This window comes from Streptomyces rectiverticillatus (assembly GCF_013394065.1).
Classification (GTDB): domain Bacteria; phylum Actinomycetota; class Actinomycetes; order Streptomycetales; family Streptomycetaceae; genus Streptomyces; species Streptomyces rectiverticillatus.
The window spans coordinates 7,129,364-7,151,264 of the sequence record NZ_CP040752.1 but is presented as its reverse complement, the minus strand read 5'-3'; the positions used below and the strand labels follow the sequence as shown (position 1 = coordinate 7,151,264).

Below are 21,901 nucleotides of genomic sequence, written 5' to 3'. Positions count from 1 at the left end.
CACCGCGACGCGCGCCGGGAATCCGGGCCCGCGGCGGTGACGTCGGGGTCCGCCGTCGCCGGATGTCCCGGCTGCGCCGGGACGCCCGCCGCACCGTTCGGCCCGGGCAGGGAAACGAGCAGGTCGCCGCGTCGAGGAGGCCTATGCCATATTCCGTTGCTCGATCGAAAGCCGTTCGGCAGCATGGCGCCCATGCAACGCCATGAACACGCCGGACCCTTGGCGCTGCGCGCCATGCAGGAACTGGCCACCCGAGCCTTCCCGGCGACCGGCTACCGGCACATAGGTGACCTCACCTGGAGCTGGTGCCTGGCTCTCGGCCGCGTCGACGCATGCCCGACGGCAGTCTGGACCGAAGGCGGGCGAACGCTGGCCTGGGGGTGGCTGGATCTACCGGACAGCCTGATGCTCCAAGTCGACCCGGACCGCGCGGAACTGGCGCACGACGTGCTCGCCTGGGCTGAACAAGCGGCACCCGGCCCGCTGCACGTCGAGGTGGCCGGCACCGAATCACACCTGGTCAAAGCGCTGGAACAGCGCGGATACAGGCGAGCTGTCGACGGCCCGTTCATGGCATGCCTCGACCGTGCCCTCACCGGACTGCCGGACGTTCCACCTCTGCCGGCCGGCTATGTGATCCGGGCTCAGCACGACGACACCGACGTGGCCGGCCGGGCCGCCGCACACCGTGCCGCCTTCGGATCGACCCGGGTCACCACCGAACGCCATGCCCGTATGAGGAACGCCTGGCCCTATCGCCCCGAACTCGACCTCGTGGTGACATCGCCCGCCGGAGACGTCGTGTCCTACTGCCAGGGCTGGTACGACGAGGTCAACGCAACCGGCGCGTTCGAACCGGTCGGTACCCATCCCGACCACCGCCGCCTGGGCCTGGCCCGGGCCGTCTGCACCGCGGTGCTGCACGCCTTCGCCCGCGCCGGTGGCCGGCGTGCCATCGTCTACTCGCGAGGCGACGCCGACTACCCCGTCCCCAAGCGGCTCTACGAATCCATGGGCTTCACCATGTACACCCGCACCCGCACCTTCGTCAGCAGGCCGTCGGACTGAGGTGTTCTGCCGATGGGACCGGGGCCCGCCTGCTGTAAGGAAGCGCCGCCTGCGGCCGCAGGCGGCCACGGCTACGGCGGGTACTCCACCAGCCCGGGCCTGGTCATCGACGTCTCGCGGCTCGGCTCGGTGACGGCGGACCCCCGGAGCGTGCGGGTGGGCGCGGGCGCGCAGGCGGTCGACGTCGTCGATGCGCTCGCCCCGTACGGGCTGGCCGTGCCCGGCGGCACGTGGGCGACGATCGCCGCGGCCGGGTTCGTCCAGGGCGGCGGCATCGGCTATCTCACGCGCTCCCTCGGCCTGGCCTGCGACCGGGTCACCGCGGCGCAGGTGGTCCTCGCGGACGGCCGGGTCGTCACCGCCTCCCCGGAGGAACACCCCGATCTGCACTGGGCGTTGCGGGGTGGCGGCGGCGGCAATTTCGGCGTCGTCACCTCGTACGCCATGACCCCCGCGGCCGTCGGCCCGGTACGGACGGCGCGGCTGTCCTGGACCTGGGACCACGCCGTCGACATGATGGACGGCTTCGCCCACTGGCTGGTCGAGGCCCCGCGGACCATCGGCGGCGCCGCCGTGGCCGTCCTGGTCGACGCGGCTCCGGGCGGGACGCCCCTCGCGGGAGTGACCCTGCTGTCCACCGGCACCGGTGCCGAACTCAACTCCGAAGTCGCTCGCCTGGTCTCCTACTGCGGTCCGCCGGCGGACCGCTCCGTCGAGCGGACTCCGTACCGGTCCTTCATGATGGAGACCTTCAAATGCGGCACCCTCACGGCCGCGCAGTGCCACCGCACCGGCAGCACGCCCGAGGGCCGGCTCCCAGGGCCGACGCCGGTTTCCACGCCGTCGATCCCCACTCCAACGGCGAGACCTACCAGAACTTCATCGACCCGTCCCTCCGCGACTGGCGCCACGCGTACTACGCCGAGAACTACGCCCGCCTCTCCTCCGTCAAGGCCGAGTACGACCGCCACGGGGCCTTCCGCTTCCCGCAGGGCATCGACCCGGCGCCCGCACCCAGGGGCGGCTGATCCCTCTCAGGGCCGTTCGGCCCATGGTGGACGCCGCTCCCGGCAGATCATGATCGGTGCAGCGCAGCGGTGCGCCGACCGTCGACGGGAGCCGGTTGTGGGCCAGGCAGAGGTGTTCTCCCAGTTCTCCCAGGACAGGCCGATCCGGGTCTTCCTCCTGGACGACCACGAGGTGGTCCGGCGGGGTGTCCACGACCTGCTGGACGCCGAGGACGACATCGTGGTCGCCGGCGAAGCGGGAACCGTCGACCACGCCCTCGCCCGGGGGCCCGCCCTCCGCCCCGACGTCGCCGTCCTGGACGTGCGGCTGCCGGACGGCGACGGCATCACCGTCTGCCGGGAGCTGCGCTCGCGGATGCCGGGGCTCGCCTGCCTGATGCTGACCTCGTTCGACGACGACGATGCCCTCCTGGACGCGATCATGGCCGGGGCCGCCGGGTACGTCCTCAAGCAGATCAAGGGGTCCGACCTCGTCTCCGCCGTCCGCACCGTCGCCTCCGGCCAGTCCATGCTCGACCCGGCCACGACCACGCGCCTGATGACGAGCCTGCGCGGGGACGGAGGGGACGGAGGGGACGCCGGACCCGGCGACGAGCGGCTCGCCGGCCTCTCCCCTCGCGAGCGCGACATCCTCGCGCTGATCGGTGACGGGCTCACCAACCGTCAGATCGGCAAGAGTCTGTTCCTGTCCGAGAAGACGGTCAAGAACCACATCTCGCGGCTGCTCGCCAAACTCGGCGTCGAGCGCCGCATCCAGGCGGCCGTCCTCGCCACCCGGGCCGGCGGGCCCGCCGCCGAGCCGGGCACGCCAGCGGGCGAACCCGGGGACCGCCGGGAGCAGTCCGGCCGCCGGGCCTGAGCCGCAAGCCGTTCAAGGACCGGTCCGCGGCTGCTCCGCCGGGAGGGGAACGCGCCAGGTCAGTACCGTGCCGTCGCCGGAGGGGGCGGAGAGCAGCAGCTGCCCGCCGTGCCGTTCCGCGCGTTCGGCGAGGTTGCGCAACCCGCTGCGGCGCCCTTCGCCGGGCATGCCGACGCCGTCGTCGGTGACGGTGAGCACCAGGTCCCGGCCGTCGTTGACCACGCAGACGCCGATGGACGTGGCGCGGGCGTGCCGGACGACGTTCGTCAGGGCCTCTTCCAGGACCGCCACCGCGTCGTCGATGACGGCGCGCGGCACCCGGGTGTCCAGCAGGCCCTCCATGCGCAGGCTCGGCGCGAAGCCGAGGAGCGCGGCGGCGCCGCCGACGGTCTGCACGACACGGGTGCGCAGCCCGTGCCGGGGCGCGGTCTCCCGGGACCGCAGACCGAAGATCGTCGCCCTGATGATCTTGATGGTCTCGTCGAGGTCGTTCACGGCCCGCTGCACGCGCTCCGACGCCTCCGCGTGGTCGATGAAGCGGTCCGCGCTCTGCAGCGTCATGCCCGTGGCGAACAGCCGCTGGATCGCCAGGTCGTGCAGGTCGCGGGCGATCCGGTCGCGGTCCTCCAGCAGCGTGAGCTGTTCGGCGTCCGCCCGGCGCTGCGCCAGTTCCATGGCCATGGCCGCCTGCCCGGCGAAGTTCAGCAGGGGCTCGATCTCCTCCTGCGAGAACACCGGCCGCCCCGTGCCCCGGGCCAGGAACAGCACGCCGATCACCGTCTCGCCGGACTTGACCGGCACCGCCACCGCCGGTCCCAGCCCCGTCAGCGACTTGGGCACCGCGGAGACCCGCGGGTCCTCGTCGACGCTGAGGCTGCAGACCGGCTCGCGCTCGGAGAGCACGACGCCGACCAGGCTCCCTTCGACGGGGAGGACGACACCGCGGATGGCATCGGCCAGTTCGCCCGTGGCGACCTCGACGGTCAGCGCGGACCCGTCGTCCAGCGGCAGCGAGACCGTCGCCAGCTCGGCCTCGGTGATCTCCTTGGCCAGCTCGGCGATCTGGGCCATCACGTCCTGCCGCGGGCTGCCGGACATCAGACTGGTCGTCACCCGGGCGCTCGCCCGCAGCCAGCGTTCGCGCCGCGTGGACTCCTCGTACAGGCGGGCGTTGTCGACGGCGACGCCCGCGGCGACGGCGAGCGTGGAGAGCACCGCCTCGTCCTCGGCGTCGAAGTCCGCCCCGCCGCGCTTCTCGGTCAGGTATAAGTTCCCGAACACCTGGTCGCGGACGCTGATGGGGACGCCCACGAAGCTGTGCATCGGCGGATGGCCGGACGGGAAGCCGTACGAGGCGGCGTGCTCGGAGATCTTCGGCAGCCGCAGCGGGGCGGGGTGCCGGATCAGCTCCCCGAGCAGCCCGTGCCCCGAGGGGAACGGCCCGATGGCCTTGATCTGCTCGTCCGTCAGCCCGACCGTGAGGAACTGCGAGAGCGTGCGCCCGTCCTGGCCGATGACCCCCAGCGCCCCGTACCGGGCGTCCACCAGCACCACCGCCGCCTCGACGATCCGGCGCAGCACGTGCTCCAGATCCAGTTCGCGCCCCACCGACAGCACTGCCTCCAGCAGGCTGTGCACCCGGTCCCACGTACCGCGTGCGGTGTCGAGCCGCGCCTGGAGCTCCCCCAGCAGCTCGTCCAGTCTGAGGTGCGGCAGCCGCACCGAACCACCCCCGGTGGTCTCCAACGCGTCTCCTCACGAACGGACGACGTGTGTCTCGCCGGACCACCGTATCGGGCCCGGGGCGGGGCAGAAACGGCTGCACCCGCCCCGGCCGGAAGTGGGTTACGGCGCCATCTCGTACGCGCCTGACAGCGCCTCGACGCGCTCCCAGACGCGGGCCGAGCGGGCGTCGTCGACGACGGGGCGGCGGACCGCGCCGAGGGCCCAGCGCTGCTGCTCCTCGGTGGCGGAGTCCTTGCCGTGCAGTTCGACGGCGTGCGCGGAGAAGTCGCGGACGAGGACGGCGAACAGCTCGTCGAGCACGTCCCGGTCGAGGCCGGTCAGGCGCGCCTGCTCCAGGATCAGCTGGCCGTGCACGACGAGCGCGAAGAGCTGGCCGACGGCGAGGAGGAGGTCGAGGTCGCGGCTCTGCTCCTCGTCGGGCGCGGCGGTGGTGACGAACTCGCACAGCGCGTCCGCCTGCTCCCGGAAGCGGCCGACGTTGGGTACGTCGGCGTAGGCGTCGTAGGCGGTGCGCCAGTCGTGGAAGCGGATGGCGCCGAGGCCGCGGGCCGGGCCCTGGCGGAAGAGGAAGTCGTCGTCGGCCGCGTCGAGGCGGGTCGGCACGGGCGCGTACTCGGCCGGGTTGAGCAGGTGGTTGCCCATGAACTTCAGGATCAGCGCGAGGTTGACGTGGACGGTGCCCTCCAGCTTCGGCAGGCCCCGGATCTCCGTGGCGGCCTGGGCGAAGTAGGTGTCCTTCTCGAAGCCCTTGGCCGCGATGACGTCCCACATCAGGTCGATGACCTTCTCGCCCTCCGTGGTCACCTTCATCTTCGTCATGGGGTTGAAGAGCAGGTAGCGGCGGTCGTCGGGGCCGGCGGAGCGGAAGTAGTCGACGGCGCGGTCGCTGAACAGCTTCATCCCGACGAGGCGGACGTAGGCGTCGGTCAGCTCGCGGCGCACGTGCGGGAATGCGGTGACGGGGCGCCCGTAGAGGATGCGGTTGTGCGCGTGCGTGACGGCCTCGTACATCGCGTGCTCGCAGATGCCGATCGCGCCGGTGCAGAGGTTGAACTTGCCGACGTTGACGGTGTTGAGGGCGGCGTCGAAGGCGGCGCGGCCGGTGTGCAGGACGTCCTCGGCCGCGACCGGGTAGTTATCGAGGCGGAACTCGCTGACGTACTTCGACGAGTCGACGACGTTCTTGACGAGGTGGTACGCCTCGTGACGGCTGTCGGCGGCGAAGAAGACGTAGCCGTCGGGGCCCTCGACGTCGGTGCGGCGGCCGAAGACGGAGACGAGGCCGGCGGCGTTGCCGTTGCCGATGTAGTACTTGGAGCCGCTCGCCCGGAAGCCGCCGTCGCCGTCCGGCTCCAGGAGCATGTCGGTGGAGTAGATGTCGGCGCCGTGGGCCTTCTCGGACAGGCCGAAGGCGAACACCTCGCCCTGGGCGAGGAGTTCGGCGGCGCGGGCGCGGGCGGCGGCGTTGTCGCTCTGCCAGACCGGGCCGAGGCCGAGGATGGTGACCTGCCACGCGTACCAGTAGTCGAGCCCGTAGAAGCCGAAGATCTCGTTGAGGGCGGCTATGCGGGCGGTGTCCCAGCGCTTGTCCTCGTGCCCGCCGGCGGCGGCGGACGGTGTGAGGAAGGTGGCGAACAGGCCCTCCTTCGCCGAGAAGGCGAGGAAGTCGGCCAGCCAGGTGCGGGAGCGGTAGTCCTCGATCAGCTTGCGCTTGCCGCGCTCCTCGAACCAGTCGACGGTGGCGCGCAGCAGCCTGCGGGTCTCGGGGTCGAAGTGCGCGGGGTCGTAGGTGCGCGGGTTGAAGAGCAGCTGGTCGGCCATGGAGGTTCGCCTTTCCGGCTTGACGGTCGAAGGTGGCGGTGGACGGTGATGGTGGAGGCGGAGGTGAAGGTGGAGGCAAAGGTGGAGGCGGCGGGTCGCGGTGGAACGCGGGTTCAGTGCTCGCGGCGGAGCCGGTGGAGCGTGGCGAGGACGTCGTCGAGCCAGGCGATCGTCATCCGCTCGTAGGCGATGCCGCCGCGCAGGACGACGTGCTGGAGCTCCCGCCCGGCGTCGCCGGGTGTGCCGGGCGCCCCGGGTGCGGTGAAGTCGCGCTCCTCCCCCGCGAGGTAGTGCGCGAGCCGGTCGGAGTGCGCCCGGTGGTGCCGCTCGACTTCGCGGATCAGCGCGGCCGGGTCGTCGAAGGCCGCGCCGCGGATCTTCACGGCGAGGTCGTGCCGGACGCTCTCGGGTTCGATCGGCTCGTGGAGCCAGCCGGAGAGGGCGGCGCGCCCGAGGGCGGCGACGGAGTACTCCTTCTTGTCCGGCCGGCCCTGCTGCGGCACCTCGCGCACGTCGATCCAGCCGTCGCCCTCCATCCGCTTGAGGACGCGGTAGATCTGCTGGTGGGTGGCGGTCCAGAAGTAGCCGATGGACCGCTCGAAGCGCCGGGCCAGCTCGTAGCCGGAGCCCGGCTTCTCCAGCAGGGAGACGAGGATCGCGTGCTCGAGCGCCATACCCGGATCCTGCTATGCAACTCGTTTCATAGACAAGCACCACCGCCCGGGTGAGACGCGGCTCACTCGCAGCCGCGCCTCAGGGGACGAAGAGCCCTCACGGGCGAGGAGCCCTCAGCTCTCAGGGGCGTGGGATGTTGCGCAGATTCGAGCGCGCCATCCGGACCATCCGGCCCACGCCACCCTCCAGGACCATCCGTCCCGCCGACAGGGCGAAGCCGCTGACCATGTCCGCGGTGATCTTCGGCGGGATCGACAGGGCGTTGGGGTCGGTCACGATGTCCACCAGCGCCGGGCCCTTGTGCCGGAACGCGTCCCGCAGGGCACTCCGCACGTGCTTCGGCTTCTCCACCCGCACGCCGTAGGCACCGGCCGCGCCGGCGATGGCGGCGAAGTCGGGGTTGTGGTTGGCCGTGCCGTACGACGGCAGGCCGCCCACCATCATCTCCAGCTCGACCATGCCGAGCGACGAGTTGTTGAACAGGACCACCTTCACGGGCAGGCCGTACTGCACCAGCGTCAGGAAGTCGCCCATCAGCATGGAGAACCCGCCGTCGCCGGACATCGAGACGACCTGCCGGCCCCGGTCCAGGAGCTGCGCCCCGATCGCCTGGGGCAGGGCGTTCGCCATCGACCCGTGGGTGAAGGAGCCGATGACGCGGCGGCGGCCGTTCGGGGTGAGGTAGCGGGCCGCCCAGACGTTGTTCATCCCGGTATCGATGGTGAAGACCGCGTCGTCGGCGGCTTCCTCGTCCAGGACGGAGGCCACGTACTCCGGGTGGATCGGGGTGTGCTTCTCCACCTTCCGCGTGTACGCCTTCACGACGCCTTCGAGGGCGTCGGCGTGCTTCGCGAGCATCTTGTCGAGGAACTTCCGGCTGCTCTTGACCTGCACGCGCGGCGTCAGGCAGCGCAGCGTCTCGCGGACGTCGCCCCACACCGCGAGGTCGAGCGCGGACCGCCGGCCCAGGTGCTCGGGCCGGACGTCCACCTGCGCGATCTTCACGTCGTCCGGCAGGAAGGCGTTGTACGGGAAGTCGGTGCCCAGCAGGAGCAGCAGGTCGCACTCGTGGGTGGCCTCGTAGGCGGCCCCGTAGCCGAGCAGGCCGCTCATGCCGACGTCGTAGGGGTTGTCGTACTGGATCCACTCCTTGCCGCGCAGCGCGTGCCCGACGGGAGCCTTGACCCGCTCCGCGAAGCGCATCACCTCCTCGTGGGCCCCCGCCGTGCCGCTGCCGCAGAACAGCGTCACCTTCCGCGCCTCGTCGACCATCCGGGCGAGGGCGTCGATCTCCGCGTCCCCCGGCCGCACCGACGGCCGGGCCGTGACCAGCGCGTGCTCGCCCGAGCGGGCCGGGGCCTGCTCTCCCGCGACGTCGCCGGGCAGGACGATGACGCTGACGCCGCCGCGTCCGACGGCGTTCTGGATGCCGGTCCGCAGCACCCGCGGCATCTGCCGCGGGTTGGAGACCAGCTCGCAGTAGTGGCTGCACTCGCGGAACAGCTGGTCCGGATGGGTCTCCTGGAAGAAGCCGGTGCCGATCTCACCGCTCGGGATGTGCGAGGCGAGCGCGAGCACGGGGGCCATGGAGCGGTGGGCGTCGTAGAGGCCGTTGATGAGGTGCAGGTTTCCCGGGCCGCAGGAGCCCGCGCAGGCGGCCAGCCCGCCGGTCAGCTGGGCCTCGGCCCCCGCGGCGAAGGCGGCGGCCTCCTCGTGCCGGACCTGGACCCAGTCGACGGCGGCATGGCGGCGCACCGCGTCCACGACCGGGTTGAGGCTGTCCCCGACGACCCCGTAGAGCCGCCGCACCCCGGCACGCGCCAGGATGTCGACGAACTGCTCCGCCACCGTCTCCTTCGGCATGAACCCGTCCTCCCGCGTCGCCGGCCGCAAGGACCGGCGCGCGGCCGGTCTCTCCGCCCCCTGCCCCCATCAATCCACAGAACACCTGCCTGTGCATCCCTGACAGGAGGGGCGGGGCGCGGGATCCCTGGCAGAAGGGGCGGGCGCGGGGCGTTCCGGCGGCCGGCCGCCTAGCGCCGCCGGTACACCGAGCGCTGGAGCTGGTCCTTGGCCGGGCCGGTGGTGCGCCATTGCACGTGCCATTCGCCGGGTGAGACGACGGTGAACGTGCCGTCGTAGCGGTCCCGCCCGCAGGGGTGACGGGTGGTCCAGTGCCCCGTGCGCAGGTCGAGGTCGTGGAAGGGCCGGCCGTCGGCGAACAGCACCTCGGCCGTGCCGTCCGGCCGGGCCAGCAGCCGGAGCGTCCGCCCGGCCCGGTTGACCGCGCCGCCCCAGCTCAGCTCGCCGTCTTCGACGTGCAGTACGGACGCGCCGTCATCGCCGGGCCGGAAGACGGCCGTGCCGTGGAACGACCCGCCGGCGCCGGTGTCCAGGTCGAGCAGGGTGCGCTCGACGGTCCACTGCCCGGACAGGTAGGCGACGGCGTCGGGGACGGGACGGGGTGCCGAATCCCTGACGGGTGTCGGATCATGGGCGGCGCAGTTCACCGCCCCATCATCCCCCGCCGCCGTGGGCGACGGGCCTTGAGGTGGCACAGGGTGAGGGCCCGCGGTGAGGATCATGGTGAGGACCCACGGGGAGGGAACGCACTGATGCGCAGTATCTACGTCGTCACGCACCCGGAAGCGACGCACCACGTCGAAGGGGTGGTCGGCGGCTGGCACGATTCGCCGCTCACGCCGGCGGGCAGGCGCGCGGCGGCCTCCATCGCCCGGGCGCTGCGGGCCGCGGTCCCCGACGGCGCCGGGGTGGAGCTGTTCTCCTCGGATCTGCAGCGGACCCGGCAGACGGCCGAAGAGGTGGCCGGGCTCCTCGGCGTGGAACCGGTCCTGGACCGCCGGCTCCGGGAGAAGTCCTACGGGGAGGCCGAGGGCAGGCCGCAGGAGTGGCTGGACCGGCGGTTCGTCCCGCCGCCGGCCGCCGGGGACCGGATGGGACACCACGAGGGTGTGCCGGGTGCCGAGACCAGAGCGGTCTTCGCCCGGCGCGTCTACGCGGCCGTGGACGAGATCCTGCGGCGCCCGTGCGCGCACCAGGTCATCGTGACGCACGGTTTCGCCCTGACGTTCGTCGTGGCGGCATGGATCGGGATGCCGTTCGAGGCGCTGGGCCGCGTCAGCTTCCGGGCGGCCCCGGGCAGCATCACCACCCTGCGCGAGGACGACTTCTTCCACAACCGCCAGGTCGCCGGCCTCGGGGACACCCGGCACCTCGGCTCATGAGCGCGACCGCGGTGCACCTCACGCGGCCCGGGCCTCCCGGCGGTAGCCGCCCGGGGCCCGGCCGTATTCGCGTTTGAACGCCTTGGCGAAGGCGTACTCGGAGCCGTATCCGGTGCGGGCCGCGACGGTGGTGAGGGGTACGTCGGTCTCGCGCAGCAGCTTGGCGGCGGTCGTCATGCGCCAGCGGGTCAGATAGGCCATGGGCGGCTCACCGACGAGGGCCGTGAAACGGCGGGCGAAGGCCGCGCGGGACAGGCCCACGCTTTCGGCGAGCGACTCGACGGTCCACTGGGCGGCCGGGTCCGCGTGGACGGCGGACAGGGCCGGGGCGACGGCGCGGTCGCCGAGGGCGGCGGCCCAGCCCTCGGCCGCAGTCGGGGGCTGGTCCTCGAGCCAGGCGCGCAGGATGTAGAGGAGCAGGGAGTCGATGAGCGCGGGGACGATGCCGGCCGATCCGATGCGGGGGTTGTCCAGTTCCGTGCCGAGGAGTTGGACGGCGGCGCTCAGTTCGGGGTGGCGGCCGTGCCGGGTGGGGAGGTGAATGATCTCGGGGAGCCGGCTCACCAGGGGGTGGGGCCGCCCCTGGTCCAGGTGGTAGTTGCCGCACAGCAGACTCGTGCCGGGGCCGTCGCCGCCGATGGTGACCGTACCGAGCGGCGAGCCGGGCCGGAACTGCTCCGGCCTCTCCGCTTCGGCCGGCGTGGAGGGGTGGTCGGCGAGGATGTGCCCGCGGCCGTCGCGCAGGAAGACCACGTCGCCCGGGCCGAGGGCGAGGGGCTTCAAGTGCGGCGCGTCACCGAGGGGGACGAGCCAGCAGGTGCCGTGCAGCACCACGTGGAAGCCGGCGCCGGCGACCGGGGGGAGGCGCAGCCCCCAGGGGGCGCGGCCGTGGGTGCGTACGGACCTGGGCTGCCCGGTCCGCATCGAGCCCAGCGCCTCGGTCAGGATGTCCAACGCCGTCCCCTCCTCCCCTTCTTTCCCGCCACCGGCCGTCTTCTTTCCCGCCACCGGCCGTCCGGCCAGCCTACGTCCCGGCCCGTGTCAGCCGACGGTCAGGACGATCTTGCCCTGGGTCCGGCCCGACCCGACCGCCTCGTGGGCCGCGGCGGCTTCGGCCAGCGGGAACGTCCCGGCGACGTGGGGGCGGATGCGGCCTGCGTCCACGAGGGCGGCGATCGCCTCCAGCGAGGCGTAGTCGGGCTCGACGGAGATTCCGGCGAAGTTCCGGCCCGCGGCCTCGACCTGGGCGGCGAGCTCCTGGTTCCCGTGCTCCATGATGCTGACGAGCGTGCCGCCGGGGCGCAGGACGGCCAGGGAGCGGACGCCTTCGGAGGAGGAGTCGAAGACGACGTCGGCGTCCTTGACCGCCTCGGTGAAGTCGGTGGTGCGGTAGTCGATGACCTCGTCGGCGCCCAGGCCACGTACGAAGTCGTGCTTGGGGGCGCTCGCCATGGCGATCACGTGGGCGCCGCGGGCCTTGGCGATCTGCACGGCGAAGTGGCCGACGCCGCCGGCCGCGCGGTGGATCAGCACCCGCTGCCCTTCGGTGATCCGGGCCGCGTCCACCAGCCCCTGCCAGGCGGTGAGCGCGGCGAGCGGGAGGGCCGCGGCGTGCACGTGGTCGAGGGCGGCGGGCTTGCGGGCCACCTGGCGGGACGGCACGGCGACGTACTCGGCGTAGCCGGTGGCGGCGCGCGGGAAGAACGGCATGCCGAAGACCTCGTCGCCCGGCTTGAAGCGGGCGCCCGGGCCGGCCTCCTCGACGACGCCGGAGATGTCCCAGCCGACGCCGAAGGGCGGCTCGCCGAGCAGCGGGTAGGCGCCGGAGCGGACGGCCACGTCGACCGGGTTCACGCCGCTGGCGTGGACGCGGACGAGGACCTCGCCGCCGAGGGGGGTGGGACGCTCGGTCTCGACGACCTCCAGGACCTCGGGGCCTCCGAAGGACTTCTGGACGACAGCGCGCATGGTGATCTCTCCCTGGGAAGGGGCCGGGGCGGTGCCCCCGGCGGTTGATGTGCTCAACATTAGGGAGATCGAATGAGCGGATGAATATCCCTGGATCTCGGAAAGATGTCCCATCGTCCACGTCCGAGGACACCCGTCCGACGAGGATCACACCGGCGGCAAAACGCGGCGAACCCGGCAAACAGCTACACCCCCACCCCGCCCGGCGGCACCTCCTGAATGATCAAAGGAGGCGTGGGGTTAGCATATGAGCGCCGCCAAGCTCGATCGAGAGATGGACCTGTGACTGTCAACGAAGACTCGTTCACAAGCTGGAAGAACCGCGAGGAGATCGCGGAGTCGATGATCCCGATCATCGGGAAGCTGCACCGGGAGCAGGACGTCACGGTCCTCCTCCACAGCCGCTCCCTGGTGAACAAGTCGGTGGTCAGCATCCTGAAGACCCACCGTTTCGCCCGGCAGATAGCGGGCGAGGAGCTCTCGGTCACCGAGACGCTGCCGTTCCTGCAGGCCCTGACCACGCTCGATCTCGGCCCTTCCCAGATCGACATCGGCATGCTCGCCGCCACGTACAAGGCCGACGACCGCGGCCTGTCGGTGGCGGACTTCACCGCCGAGGCCGTCGCCGGCGCCACGGGTGACAACAAGATCGAGCGGTGCGAGGGCCGCGACGTCGTCCTCTACGGCTTCGGCCGCATCGGCCGCCTCGTCGCCCGCCTCCTCATCGAGAAGGCCGGTTCGGGCAACGGCCTGCGGCTGCGCGCCATCGTGGTCCGCCAGGGCGGCGACCAGGACATCGTGAAGCGCGCCTCGCTGCTGCGGCGCGACTCCATCCACGGCCAGTTCCAGGGCACGATCACCGTCGACGAGGCGAACAGCACGATCGTCGCCAACGGCAACGAGATCAAGGTGATCTACGCCGGCGATCCGTCCGAGGTCGACTACACGGCGTACGGCATCAAGGACGCCATCCTCATCGACAACACCGGCAAGTGGCGCGACCGCGAGGGCCTGTCCAAGCACCTGCGCCCCGGTATCGACAAGGTCGTCCTGACCGCGCCCGGCAAGGGTGACGTGCCCAACATCGTGCACGGCGTCAACCACGACATGATCAAGCCGGACGAGCAGATCCTGTCCTGCGCGTCCTGCACCACCAACGCGATCGTCCCGCCGCTGAAGGCGATGGACGACGAGTACGGCGTGCTGCGCGGCCACGTGGAGACGGTCCACTCGTTCACGAACGACCAGAACCTGCTGGACAACTACCACAAGGCCGACCGCCGCGGCCGTTCCGCGCCGCTGAACATGGTCATCACCGAGACCGGTGCCGCCTCGGCCGTCGCCAAGGCGCTGCCCGACCTCAAGGCGCCGATCACCGGCAGCTCGATCCGCGTTCCGGTGCCGGACGTCTCGATCGCGATCCTCAGCCTGCGGCTCGGGCGCGAGACCGACCGCGAGGAGGTCCTCGACTACCTCCGCAACGTGTCGCTGACCTCGCCGCTCAAGCGCCAGATCGACTTCACCACCGCCCCCGACGCGGTCTCGAGCGACTTCATCGGCTCGCGCCACGCCTCGATCGTCGACGCCGGCGCCACCAAGGTCGACGGCGACAACGCGATCCTCTACCTGTGGTACGACAACGAGTTCGGCTACTCCTGCCAGGTCATCCGTGTCGTCCAGCACGTGTCCGGGGTGGAGTACCCGACCTTCCCGGTACCGCAGGTCTGATCCCGGCGCACCGTCTCGTCCGGCGTCCCTGAACGCCGAGGCCGGGCGGCCACCTCAAGGGCGAGGTGGCCGCCCGGCCGTTTTCCGTGGGCCTCACACGTCCCCGGCCGTCGGCCCCTCCCGGGCCTCCTGGCCCTCCTGGTCGAGGGCCAGGAGGGCCGCGCCGATCCACCCCGCCTCCGGCCCGAGGCGGGCCGGTTTGATCTCCGGGAGTTCACGGTGGGCGCCCGCGGTGACGTACCGGGCGAAGCTGGAGCGGGTGGGGGCCAGCAGCAGTTCACCGGCTTCCGCGACGCCGCCGCCGACGACCACCAGCTCGACGTCGACGAGGTTGACGAGCGTCGCGATGCCGATGCCGAGCCAGTGTCCGAGACGCTCCAGCTGGGCACGTGCGGACGGGTCTCCGGCGCGCGCGGCCGCGGAGACCGTCTCCCCGGTCACACGGCCGGAACCTCCGGCGAGCGTCGCCAGCGCCCCGCCGGGTTCGGCCGCGGCCGCCGCACTGCCGTAGCGGCCGAGCGCCCGCCCGGAGGCCAGGGGTTCGAGGCAGCCGGCGTTGCCGCAGCCGCAGCGTTCGGTGCCGTGCGGGTCGACGATCGTGTGCCCGAATTCCATGGCTATTCCGGTGCGGCCGCGGAAGAGGCGGTCCGCCAGGACGAGGCCGCCGCCGACGCCGGTGCCCACCGTGATGAATGCCATGTAAGCGGCGCTGTTTCCCTTGCGGTACTCCGCCCAGCAGGCGGCATTGGCATCGTTGTCGACAAGGGCCGGCAGGCCGGTGGCTTCCTGCAGCAGACGGCGGAGCGGCAGATCGCGGTAGGCATTGTTGGGGGCGGTCCGGATGCGGCCTTCGGGCCAGTGGACGAGTCCCGCCGCTCCGACGCCGACGGCCACGGTTCCGGGATTCCGGGAGCGCAGTTCTTCGACCAGGGCGGAAAGGGCCTTCAGGATGGCCGCCTGATCGGAGGGGCACGGAACGGCCGGGACCCGTCCGACGATGCGGCCTCCCGCGTCGACCACTCCTGCTGCGATCTTCGTGCCTCCGATGTCGAGTCCGATGGCGAGCCGGTCGTCGTCGTGGAACCGTGGGCGCATGGGGGACACTCCTACCGGGGTCGAAGCCGGACGCCGAAACAACTCTGCAGCGCGATCAGCGCGGCGCCGTGCGCACCACGGACGGCATCCAGCGGCTTGGTGACGATGTGACAGTCCCTGCTGATGTGGAACGTGTGCGCGGGAAACCTCCTCATCGCGTGGAGGAAGGAATTCGCCGCCCGGCGCCCCGGCCCGCCGCTGATGAGATCCTCCGCCGCATAGATCACCACATGGGTCGGGCCGAACGTGGTGAGTAAGGTGGCGATGCCACGGGCGATCGAGGTCCCGGCTTTGCGGAATGCCGCTGCCGCCTGGCGGGCCTGCGGGTCGTTGCTGTCGGTGAGCGCGATCGCGGCCTCCAGCCCGTCCAGTTCCCGTCCGGTCAGCTCTTTGACCACGGCGGTCAGTGCCCGGTTCCCCACCTGGCTCTCGATGCACCCCCGCATTCCGCAATCACAGATCCGGCCCCGCTGCCAGACCTGGAGGTGCCCGAACTCCATCGGGACGGAGATCCGTTCGCCCCGGACGACCATTCCGGCACCCACGCCGTCGCGGACGAGGACGACCCCGAACGTCGCGCTCCTGCTGCCGACGCCGAGGCTCTGCTCGTACGCGGCGAAGGCGTGCGCATCGTTCTCCACCGACGTGGCGCAGCCCATCTTGAAGGCGAGTTCCGCGCCGAGGGGGACGTCCACCCACTCGTACGGAGGGGGCTTCTCGTGCCGGTGGTCGTCGGGGCCGTTGACGAGGTGGAGGACCGTTCCCGTGTCCGGATCGACGGGGCCGCCCACCTGGACTCCGACGCACACCCTGCTCCGGGGAAAGGCACAGCCCAGTCTGTCGTCCATCAGGCGCCCCGCCATCTCGGCCACGCGCTTCACCACCTCAGCCGACTCCATGACCGTGAGGTGCCGACGGGTGCGGGCCATCACCACACCGTCGGATCCGACGACGACCCCCGTGAGTTTGTACGGCTGGAGTTCGACGCCGACCGCGTAGTGCCCGTGGTCGAGCTCGTACGAACGCCGCAGCACCTGCCGCACTTTCACGTCGTTCACGTTCATGCGATGTCACCTGCGTCCGGTGGTGCGCTCAGGAGAGGAGATCAGGCCATCGGTCCGGAGGCACTCCCTCCGGGTACCGCTGGGCCGCGGCGCGGATGGCGATGGGCGTCAAAGTGACGATCTCGTCGGTGTCGCCCGCCTCCTCGTCGTCGCCGGCCACGCGACGCAGCTCCTCCGCCTGCTCGGTGGTCGCGCAATCCCACAGCGCACCGACGAGACCGGATGCGCCCGTGTCCTGGAATTCGTCGAAGGAGTCCTGCCCGGCCATGAGGTGGCGGCTCCGGTCGGCATAGGGCAGGTGCCGCACGCACTCGGTGAGGAACGCCGCCTTCAATTCCGGTACGGCTGCCTGCGGTTCCGGAACCGGCTGCTGCGCCCCGTCACGGAAACTGCTCAGCGCCCGCGCCGCCGTCTCCACTGCCAGCGCGTCGACGTCGTCCCGGTGGAGACGGACACCGGGGCGGCCCGCCGTCGCGACGGCCAGCAGCCAGAGATGGACGACGTGATAGCCGTAGGCGGCCCAGCCGGCCCGGGTTGCGAAGCCGGAGGCGTCGGCCGTCCGGGCGGGGCTCGCATCCGGTGCTGCCGCCGTCGCGGCCCCGACGAGCCGTTGCAGGCGCTCCTCCACCACGTCCGGGGTGAGCCGCCTCTCGACGTCGGCCCGGACGGTGCGGAGAAAACGTTCGAAGGCCGGGTGCACGCACGGCGTGGCATCTCTGGCGGCCCCCGGCCGGGTCCTGCGTGTTGCGAGACCCCGCTCATCCCTTGCGGACACGCGGACCTCCTTCTTGTGCCTCGTAGTCGTCCAGCAGGCTGCGCACCGTGGCGATCGCGTGCCGCAGATTGCTGCGGACCGTGCTCGCCTTCACGCTGAGGAGTTCAGCGGTTTCCTGCGCGGAGTATCCGTCCAGGTGCAGGGCCAGGACCTGCCCCTGCCGGGGCGGGAGTCCGTGCAGGATCTCCAGCACCTTTTCGTGCTCGTCCGGTTCGGCGCGGTCCGGTGACGCCGGTCCCGACAGGCGGGCGCTCTGCGATTCCAGAGCCAGTCGCCTGCGATTGCGCTCGGCCTTCTTGCAGTACGCGTGCCAGGCGACCGTCCGGACCCAGCCCGCGGGGCTCTTGCAGCCCGGCCCTTTACGCAGAAGCTCCTGCATGGCGTCCTGCACCGCATCCTCGGCTTCCTCATAGGTCGCCCCGGCTCTCATCAGGCTGTGCACGACTCGTGGAAACTCCGCCCTGAAGAAAGCGGCGAAAACCGGCAACTCGGCGGGTAAGGCCCCGTGATCTCCTCGGGGGCTCACGCTCACGCAGCCACCTCCTCCGGGTCGGTCCACACCCTTATAGGTCCCTGAGGGGGCGATGGCGTGCAAAGGCCGCCGGGGCCGCTCTTCGGCAGCGTCCGGCTACGGAACTTGCACGGGACGGGCGCCTTCCGCCCCTTCTTCGATGACAGCCCCGACGAAGGAGAGGCCCTCATGAGCCGCCGTACCGGCACACGACACCCCGACGGCAGCGGTCCCGCCGGACCGAAGCGCCGCCCGAGCCCCACGGAGGTCGTGGCGCTCGTCAACGGCACGACGGCGAGCCTCGGCAGCGCGTACCTGCTGACGTCATCGGTCCTGATCACGGTGCTGGCCGGAGTGCTGGCGGCAGCCGTGACGGCCCTGCACTTCGTCTTCGGCTCCTGACCCTGCCACGCCCCGAGCCCCACCGGCCCCCGGGCCCCCCGAGCCCGGGGGCCGGGACCGGCCCTGTTTCCCCGTGGCCGTTCGCGGGGAACCGGAGCCCCATGGACCACGCTTCCCCGGACCACTCCTGCGCACCGGTGCTGGACGCTCTCGTCGCGTACCACGAGACCGGGCAGGTGCCGTTCACGCCCCCGGGCCACAAACAGGGCCGCGGAGCCGACCCACGCGTGCGGGAGGCGCTGGGGGACGCGGTGTTCACCAGCGACGTCCTGGCCACCAGCGGGCTGGACGACCGGAGCTCCTCCCACCACGTTCTCGAACGGGCCCAGGCGCTGATGGCCGATGCCGTGGGTGCCGAGCACACGTTCTTCTCCACCTGCGGCAGCTCCCTGTCCGTCAAAGCGGCCATGCTCGCCGTCGCCGGACCCCACCAGGAACTGATCATCGGGCGCGACGCCCACAAGTCGGTGGTCTCCGGCCTCGTGCTCGCGGGCATCCGGCCCGTCTGGGTGGATCCCCAGTGGGATCCGGACCTGCACCTGGCCCACCCTCCGTCCGCGGAGGTCCCCGACCCCGTAGAGCTGCGTCTGGAGCAGGTGATGCTGCCGCGCGACGCGTTCTTCGGCCGCACCGAACTGGTGCCCTGGGAGAAGGCGGCCGGCCGCGTCGCGGCGGAGATGCTGACCCCCTACCCGCCCGGCATCCCCGCAGCCGTGCCGGGCGAGCGGCTCGGCACGGAGGTCCTGCAGTACCTGCGGACCGGAGTGGAGGCGGGCATGGTGGTCCCGGACGCGGCGGATCCCGGGGTCAAGAGCGTCAAGGTGGTCGTTCGGCCGACCGAGGATCGCTGAGCCACGGGCCGGACCGGGGCCGGGCCGGAACTCGCCACGGGCTGTGTACGATACGCCCGCACAATTGCGCGAATTCGAAGGGCGCCGCCATGCCTGGCCCGCAGACCACCCCGGCACCGTCCGACCCGCCGCACGACCCGGAGGACGCATCCCGGCAGCGCACCCCATGGTCGAAGCGCCGGAAGATCGTCACGGCGGTCGCCGCCGTGGCCGTACTGGGCGCCGTCCTGCCCGACCTGTCCGATCAACAGAAGGAAACCGCTCGGGACACCGCGGCGGACGCGAAGGCGGTCGGCACAAAGCAGTCCCGCGGAACGCAGCACGGTGCGGCGGCCGCCTCCGCCTCCGCCGCGCCGGGCACCGCGGAGCCGACGCGACCGCCGGCCGCCGACTACCGCGGCCAGAACCTGGACGTCGCGTACGGAAAGGCCCGTAAGGCCGGTTTCGTCGTGAACTCTCACGACGCATCCGAGAAGAACAAGTTCATCCGGGGCCGTACGTCGTGGACGGTCTGCTTCCAGGAGACCGGCCGGCCGATCGGCACGAAGCCGACGCTCGACTTCGGCGTCGTGCCGAAGGACGCCCCGTGCCCGAAGGAGGACGGCCGGCCCATACCGTGGCCCACGATGCCCGAACTGGTGTGGAAGACGTGGCGGACGGCCCGCGCCGAGGCCATCGCCCTGGGGGTCCCCGCCGGACGCATCGAGGCACGCAAGGCGTACCGCAACGACAAGCTGCCCGGCGAAGGCGAGTACGACGACTGGCGGGTGTGCGCGCACGACCCGGCCGAGGGCGCGAAGGTCGAGAGCGGCACACGGGTGACGCTCTACCTGTCGTCCAAGGGCAACGGCTGCCCGGAGCCCGACCGGGGCAACGGCACGTCCGTCGACCTGCCCGACCGGGACCGCGACGGCGATCCGGACTACCGTGACCCCTTCCCCGGCGATCGCAACCGCAACACCGCCTTCCCGGACGGGATTCCCCGCCTGGACGACTCCGGCGGCTCCGGCGGCTCATCCGGCGGTTCCCACGGCGGCGGCCGGATCATCTGCCGCCACACCCGTTTGTGCTGAGGGGCGGAGAGGGCACAGACCGCGGTGTCCCTCAGTAGGCCGCGTGGGGCCGGGTGAAGTAGTCCGAGTCCTTGGGGCGGGAGACGTCGCGGCCGGCGGGGCGGGGGGCCGGTATCAGGTGGGGTATGTACTTGGAGCAGTGGATATAGGCCTCCTCTACGGTGAGGTGCACCCACATTTCCGGACTGCGGCCGGGCGCGACGTCGGTGGGCAGGCCGGGGCGGAGACGGCGGAGGTCGCTGTCGTGGTAGAGGTGGGCGACGCCGTTGACGTGGAGCCCCACGTGATGGTGGGTGAAGTCCACGAAGAGCATGCCGAGATGAGGGTTCTCGATCATGTTGCCTGCGCTGGCCAGCACACCATTGCCGCGGAATTCGGGGTAGGCGAGCGTCTGGGCGTCGATCACGTGGACGAAACCCGGCGGCCCGGCCCGGAAGCTGGCGTCGCACTCCCCGTGGGAGTCCGCGGTGGCCAGGAAGACCATGGCCTGGCGACCGATGAATTCCTGCATCTCCGGCGTGAGATGGCGACGCACCTGCTGATCGTAGAACCGGGCGGCGCGGTCCGCAGTGCCCATGTGCTGCTGCAGCTGGTGTTCACCCGCTGATCCGAAGGGCGGCGGAGGCATGGTCACGAAGGGGTCTCCTGGCAGGTGACAGATCGGATTGGAAGGGGGGAGGGGGAGGCGCGGCTCAGGGAGCGGACAGGACGGGGGTCTCGAAGGGGTCGTGATGAATGCGGTCGGGCCGGGTGCCGCTGAGGGTGAGCATCTCCTTGGCGGAGGCGACCATCTGGGCCGGGCCGCTGAGAAAGACGTCGTGCTCGTACCACGGCCCGTATTCGGCCAGTACGTCCGGCAGGGATCCACGGATTCCGGGAATGTACTCGTCGGAGACCGCGCCCCTGATGGTCAGCCAATGGTGCCGCTGGGCCATCCGGAGCATGTCGTCGACCCCGTACAGCTCGGCCCCGGTCCGGGCGCCGAGGAACAGGTGCACTTGCCGGTATCCCCCACGGCGGGCGACCTCTTCGATGAGTGCGCGGACCGGGGCGAGACCGGTGCCGCCGGCCACGAAGACCAGTTCGCCCTGGTCGGCCGCGTCCAGGACCATGTCGCCCATCGGAGGCCCGAGCCGGATGACGTCCCCCACCACCGCCCGGTGCACCAGCGCCTCGCTGACCGAGCCGCCGGGCACGGCGCGCACGTGAAAGGTGAGGGTGCCGTCCTCGCGAGGCGCGTTGGCGACGGAGTAGTAGCGCCACCGCTTGGGCCACCACGGAGTCTCGACGCTCACGTACTGGCCTGCGGCGTACTCATAGGGAATATGGGGACGTACGGTGATTTCGGCGATGCCGTGGCCGCGCGAGATGCGGTGCACGACCGTGGCGGGCCACACGGCGGGCCGTAGCGCCTCGTCCTCCTCGGCTGCACTGATCATGACTTGCGCGACCGCGCCGTACGCCTTCGCCCAGGCCGCGGAGATCTCCGGGGTCCACGCGGAACCCGCGTACCGGGCCAGCGCGGCGAGGAGGCATTCGCCCACGGCCGGGAAATGCGCGGCGGCGGTGCCGAACTTACGGTGATCGCGGCCGAGATGCCCGCAGAAGCGGACGAGGTTTTCGGGGTCGTCGACCAGATCCACGATGCGCAGCAGCGCGCGCAGGAGGCGATCGCGCTGGGCGTCCATGCCGTGCGGGAACATCGGACGGACTTCGGGGTAGCGGGCGAACAGGACCGCGTAGAAGTAGACCGTTATCTCCCCTGCGAGGGGTTCGACCACCGAGAGGGATGTCCTGATGAGGGCTATCTCGTGGTCCGACAACGGCGCTTCGACGGTCTCCGGTCCTCCGGAATGCACAGCATGGACGCCATGGTCGGCGTGGCCGGTATGGACGCCATGGACCGGCGCCGGGTATTCCGAGTATTCCGGGTACTCCGGGTACTCCGGGTACTCCGGGTACTCCGGAGCCGTGCGTGCGGGCGTGCTGCTC

The 21,901-nt window shown here is 71.4% G+C and carries 21 protein-coding genes and 1 pseudogene; 9 read left to right on the top strand and 13 right to left on the bottom strand.

Annotated features, from left to right (window positions below):
* The first annotated feature begins 192 nt into the window (after positions 1-192).
* The 4 genes and pseudogenes from FGW37_RS30915 to FGW37_RS33620 all read left to right on the top strand — a co-directional run bounded on the left by FGW37_RS30915 (position 193) and on the right by FGW37_RS33620 (position 2,955).
* On the top strand, positions 193-1,068 hold the full coding sequence (locus FGW37_RS30915) for a GNAT family N-acetyltransferase (RefSeq protein ID WP_179084089.1): 876 nt from the start codon (positions 193-195) through the stop codon (positions 1,066-1,068).
* Positions 1,069-1,080: 12 nt separating this feature from the next.
* Positions 1,081-1,419, top strand: a pseudogene (locus FGW37_RS33625) (FAD-binding protein); the annotation flags it as partial.
* Between the two features lie 404 nt (positions 1,420-1,823).
* The gene (locus FGW37_RS34280) at positions 1,824-2,096 is read left to right on the top strand and encodes a BBE domain-containing protein (protein ID WP_425506671.1); all 273 of its coding nucleotides are present in this window, start codon (positions 1,824-1,826) and stop codon (positions 2,094-2,096) included.
* A 97-nt stretch (positions 2,097-2,193) separates the two neighbouring features.
* Positions 2,194-2,955: a response regulator gene (locus FGW37_RS33620; protein WP_246430881.1), complete on the top strand. Its 762-nt coding sequence runs from the start codon at positions 2,194-2,196 to the stop codon at positions 2,953-2,955.
* A gap of 12 nt (positions 2,956-2,967) precedes the next feature.
* On the opposite strand, the gene FGW37_RS30905 is transcribed toward FGW37_RS33620, so the two are convergent.
* The 5 genes from FGW37_RS30905 to FGW37_RS30885 form a co-directional block, all read right to left on the bottom strand.
* Positions 2,968-4,701, bottom strand: a complete 1,734-nt coding sequence (locus tag FGW37_RS30905; protein ID WP_179084087.1) for a GAF domain-containing sensor histidine kinase — start codon at positions 4,699-4,701, stop codon at positions 2,968-2,970.
* A 99-nt stretch (positions 4,702-4,800) separates the two neighbouring features.
* Entirely contained in the window at positions 4,801-6,522 is a 1,722-nt protein-coding gene (locus FGW37_RS30900) for an acyl-CoA dehydrogenase family protein (RefSeq protein WP_179084086.1), read from the bottom strand.
* Positions 6,523-6,635: 113 nt separating this feature from the next.
* Positions 6,636-7,196, bottom strand: a complete 561-nt coding sequence (locus tag FGW37_RS30895; RefSeq protein ID WP_179084085.1) for a PadR family transcriptional regulator — start codon at positions 7,194-7,196, stop codon at positions 6,636-6,638.
* Between the two features lie 121 nt (positions 7,197-7,317).
* Entirely contained in the window at positions 7,318-9,060 is a 1,743-nt protein-coding gene (locus FGW37_RS30890; RefSeq protein WP_179084084.1) for a pyruvate dehydrogenase, read from the bottom strand.
* Positions 9,061-9,230: 170 nt separating this feature from the next.
* The gene (locus tag FGW37_RS30885) at positions 9,231-9,707 is read right to left on the bottom strand and encodes a DUF6314 family protein (RefSeq protein ID WP_179084083.1); all 477 of its coding nucleotides are present in this window, start codon (positions 9,705-9,707) and stop codon (positions 9,231-9,233) included.
* A gap of 105 nt (positions 9,708-9,812) precedes the next feature.
* Between FGW37_RS30885 and FGW37_RS30880 the strand changes: the two genes are divergently transcribed.
* The gene (locus FGW37_RS30880) at positions 9,813-10,442 is read left to right on the top strand and encodes a histidine phosphatase family protein (RefSeq protein ID WP_179084082.1); all 630 of its coding nucleotides are present in this window, start codon (positions 9,813-9,815) and stop codon (positions 10,440-10,442) included.
* Between the two features lie 18 nt (positions 10,443-10,460).
* On the opposite strand, the gene FGW37_RS30875 is transcribed toward FGW37_RS30880, so the two are convergent.
* Together FGW37_RS30875 and FGW37_RS30870 are read right to left on the bottom strand one after the other, a co-directional pair.
* Complete coding sequence (locus FGW37_RS30875; protein ID WP_179084081.1) at positions 10,461-11,396, bottom strand: AraC family transcriptional regulator; 936 nt, start codon at positions 11,394-11,396, stop codon at positions 10,461-10,463.
* A gap of 87 nt (positions 11,397-11,483) precedes the next feature.
* Positions 11,484-12,410, bottom strand: coding sequence for an NADP-dependent oxidoreductase (locus tag FGW37_RS30870; RefSeq protein ID WP_179084080.1), 927 nt, complete (start codon positions 12,408-12,410; stop codon positions 11,484-11,486).
* Between the two features lie 282 nt (positions 12,411-12,692).
* Here FGW37_RS30870 and FGW37_RS30865 point away from each other — a divergent pair, with 282 nt between their 5' ends.
* Positions 12,693-14,138, top strand: coding sequence for a glyceraldehyde-3-phosphate dehydrogenase (locus FGW37_RS30865; protein WP_179084079.1), 1,446 nt, complete (start codon positions 12,693-12,695; stop codon positions 14,136-14,138).
* Between the two features lie 93 nt (positions 14,139-14,231).
* Here FGW37_RS30865 and FGW37_RS30860 read toward each other — a convergent pair whose 3' ends face one another.
* From FGW37_RS30860 to FGW37_RS30845, 4 genes are read right to left on the bottom strand one after another with little or no spacing between them, the layout of a single operon-like run.
* Positions 14,232-15,233, bottom strand: coding sequence for an ROK family protein (locus FGW37_RS30860; protein ID WP_179084078.1), 1,002 nt, complete (start codon positions 15,231-15,233; stop codon positions 14,232-14,234).
* 11 nt (positions 15,234-15,244) lie between these two features.
* Positions 15,245-16,297: an ROK family protein gene (locus tag FGW37_RS30855; RefSeq protein ID WP_179084077.1), complete on the bottom strand. Its 1,053-nt coding sequence runs from the start codon at positions 16,295-16,297 to the stop codon at positions 15,245-15,247.
* Positions 16,298-16,325: 28 nt separating this feature from the next.
* Complete coding sequence (locus FGW37_RS30850) at positions 16,326-17,072, bottom strand: hypothetical protein (RefSeq protein ID WP_179084076.1); 747 nt, start codon at positions 17,070-17,072, stop codon at positions 16,326-16,328.
* Positions 17,056-17,604, bottom strand: a complete 549-nt coding sequence (locus FGW37_RS30845) for an RNA polymerase sigma factor (RefSeq protein WP_179084075.1) — start codon at positions 17,602-17,604, stop codon at positions 17,056-17,058. Before FGW37_RS30845 ends, FGW37_RS30850 begins: the two co-directional genes overlap by 17 nt.
* A gap of 168 nt (positions 17,605-17,772) precedes the next feature.
* Between FGW37_RS30845 and FGW37_RS30840 the strand changes: the two genes are divergently transcribed.
* The 3 genes from FGW37_RS30840 to FGW37_RS30830 all read left to right on the top strand — a co-directional run bounded on the left by FGW37_RS30840 (position 17,773) and on the right by FGW37_RS30830 (position 19,909).
* Positions 17,773-17,985 (top strand): hypothetical protein, encoded by a 213-nt coding sequence (locus tag FGW37_RS30840; protein WP_179084074.1) that lies wholly within the window; start codon positions 17,773-17,775, stop codon positions 17,983-17,985.
* 101 nt (positions 17,986-18,086) lie between these two features.
* Positions 18,087-18,836 (top strand): Orn/Lys/Arg family decarboxylase, encoded by a 750-nt coding sequence (locus FGW37_RS30835; protein WP_179084073.1) that lies wholly within the window; start codon positions 18,087-18,089, stop codon positions 18,834-18,836.
* Positions 18,837-18,925: 89 nt separating this feature from the next.
* On the top strand, positions 18,926-19,909 hold the full coding sequence (locus tag FGW37_RS30830; protein ID WP_179084072.1) for a PASTA domain-containing protein: 984 nt from the start codon (positions 18,926-18,928) through the stop codon (positions 19,907-19,909).
* A gap of 31 nt (positions 19,910-19,940) precedes the next feature.
* Here the strand turns inward: FGW37_RS30830 and FGW37_RS30825 are convergent, their stop codons facing one another.
* Both FGW37_RS30825 and FGW37_RS30820 read right to left on the bottom strand, forming a co-directional pair.
* Positions 19,941-20,537, bottom strand: coding sequence for a pyridoxamine 5'-phosphate oxidase family protein (locus tag FGW37_RS30825; RefSeq protein WP_179085008.1), 597 nt, complete (start codon positions 20,535-20,537; stop codon positions 19,941-19,943).
* 64 nt (positions 20,538-20,601) lie between these two features.
* Complete coding sequence (locus tag FGW37_RS30820; RefSeq protein ID WP_179084071.1) at positions 20,602-21,768, bottom strand: globin domain-containing protein; 1,167 nt, start codon at positions 21,766-21,768, stop codon at positions 20,602-20,604.
* Between the last annotated feature and the right edge of the window lie 133 nt (positions 21,769-21,901).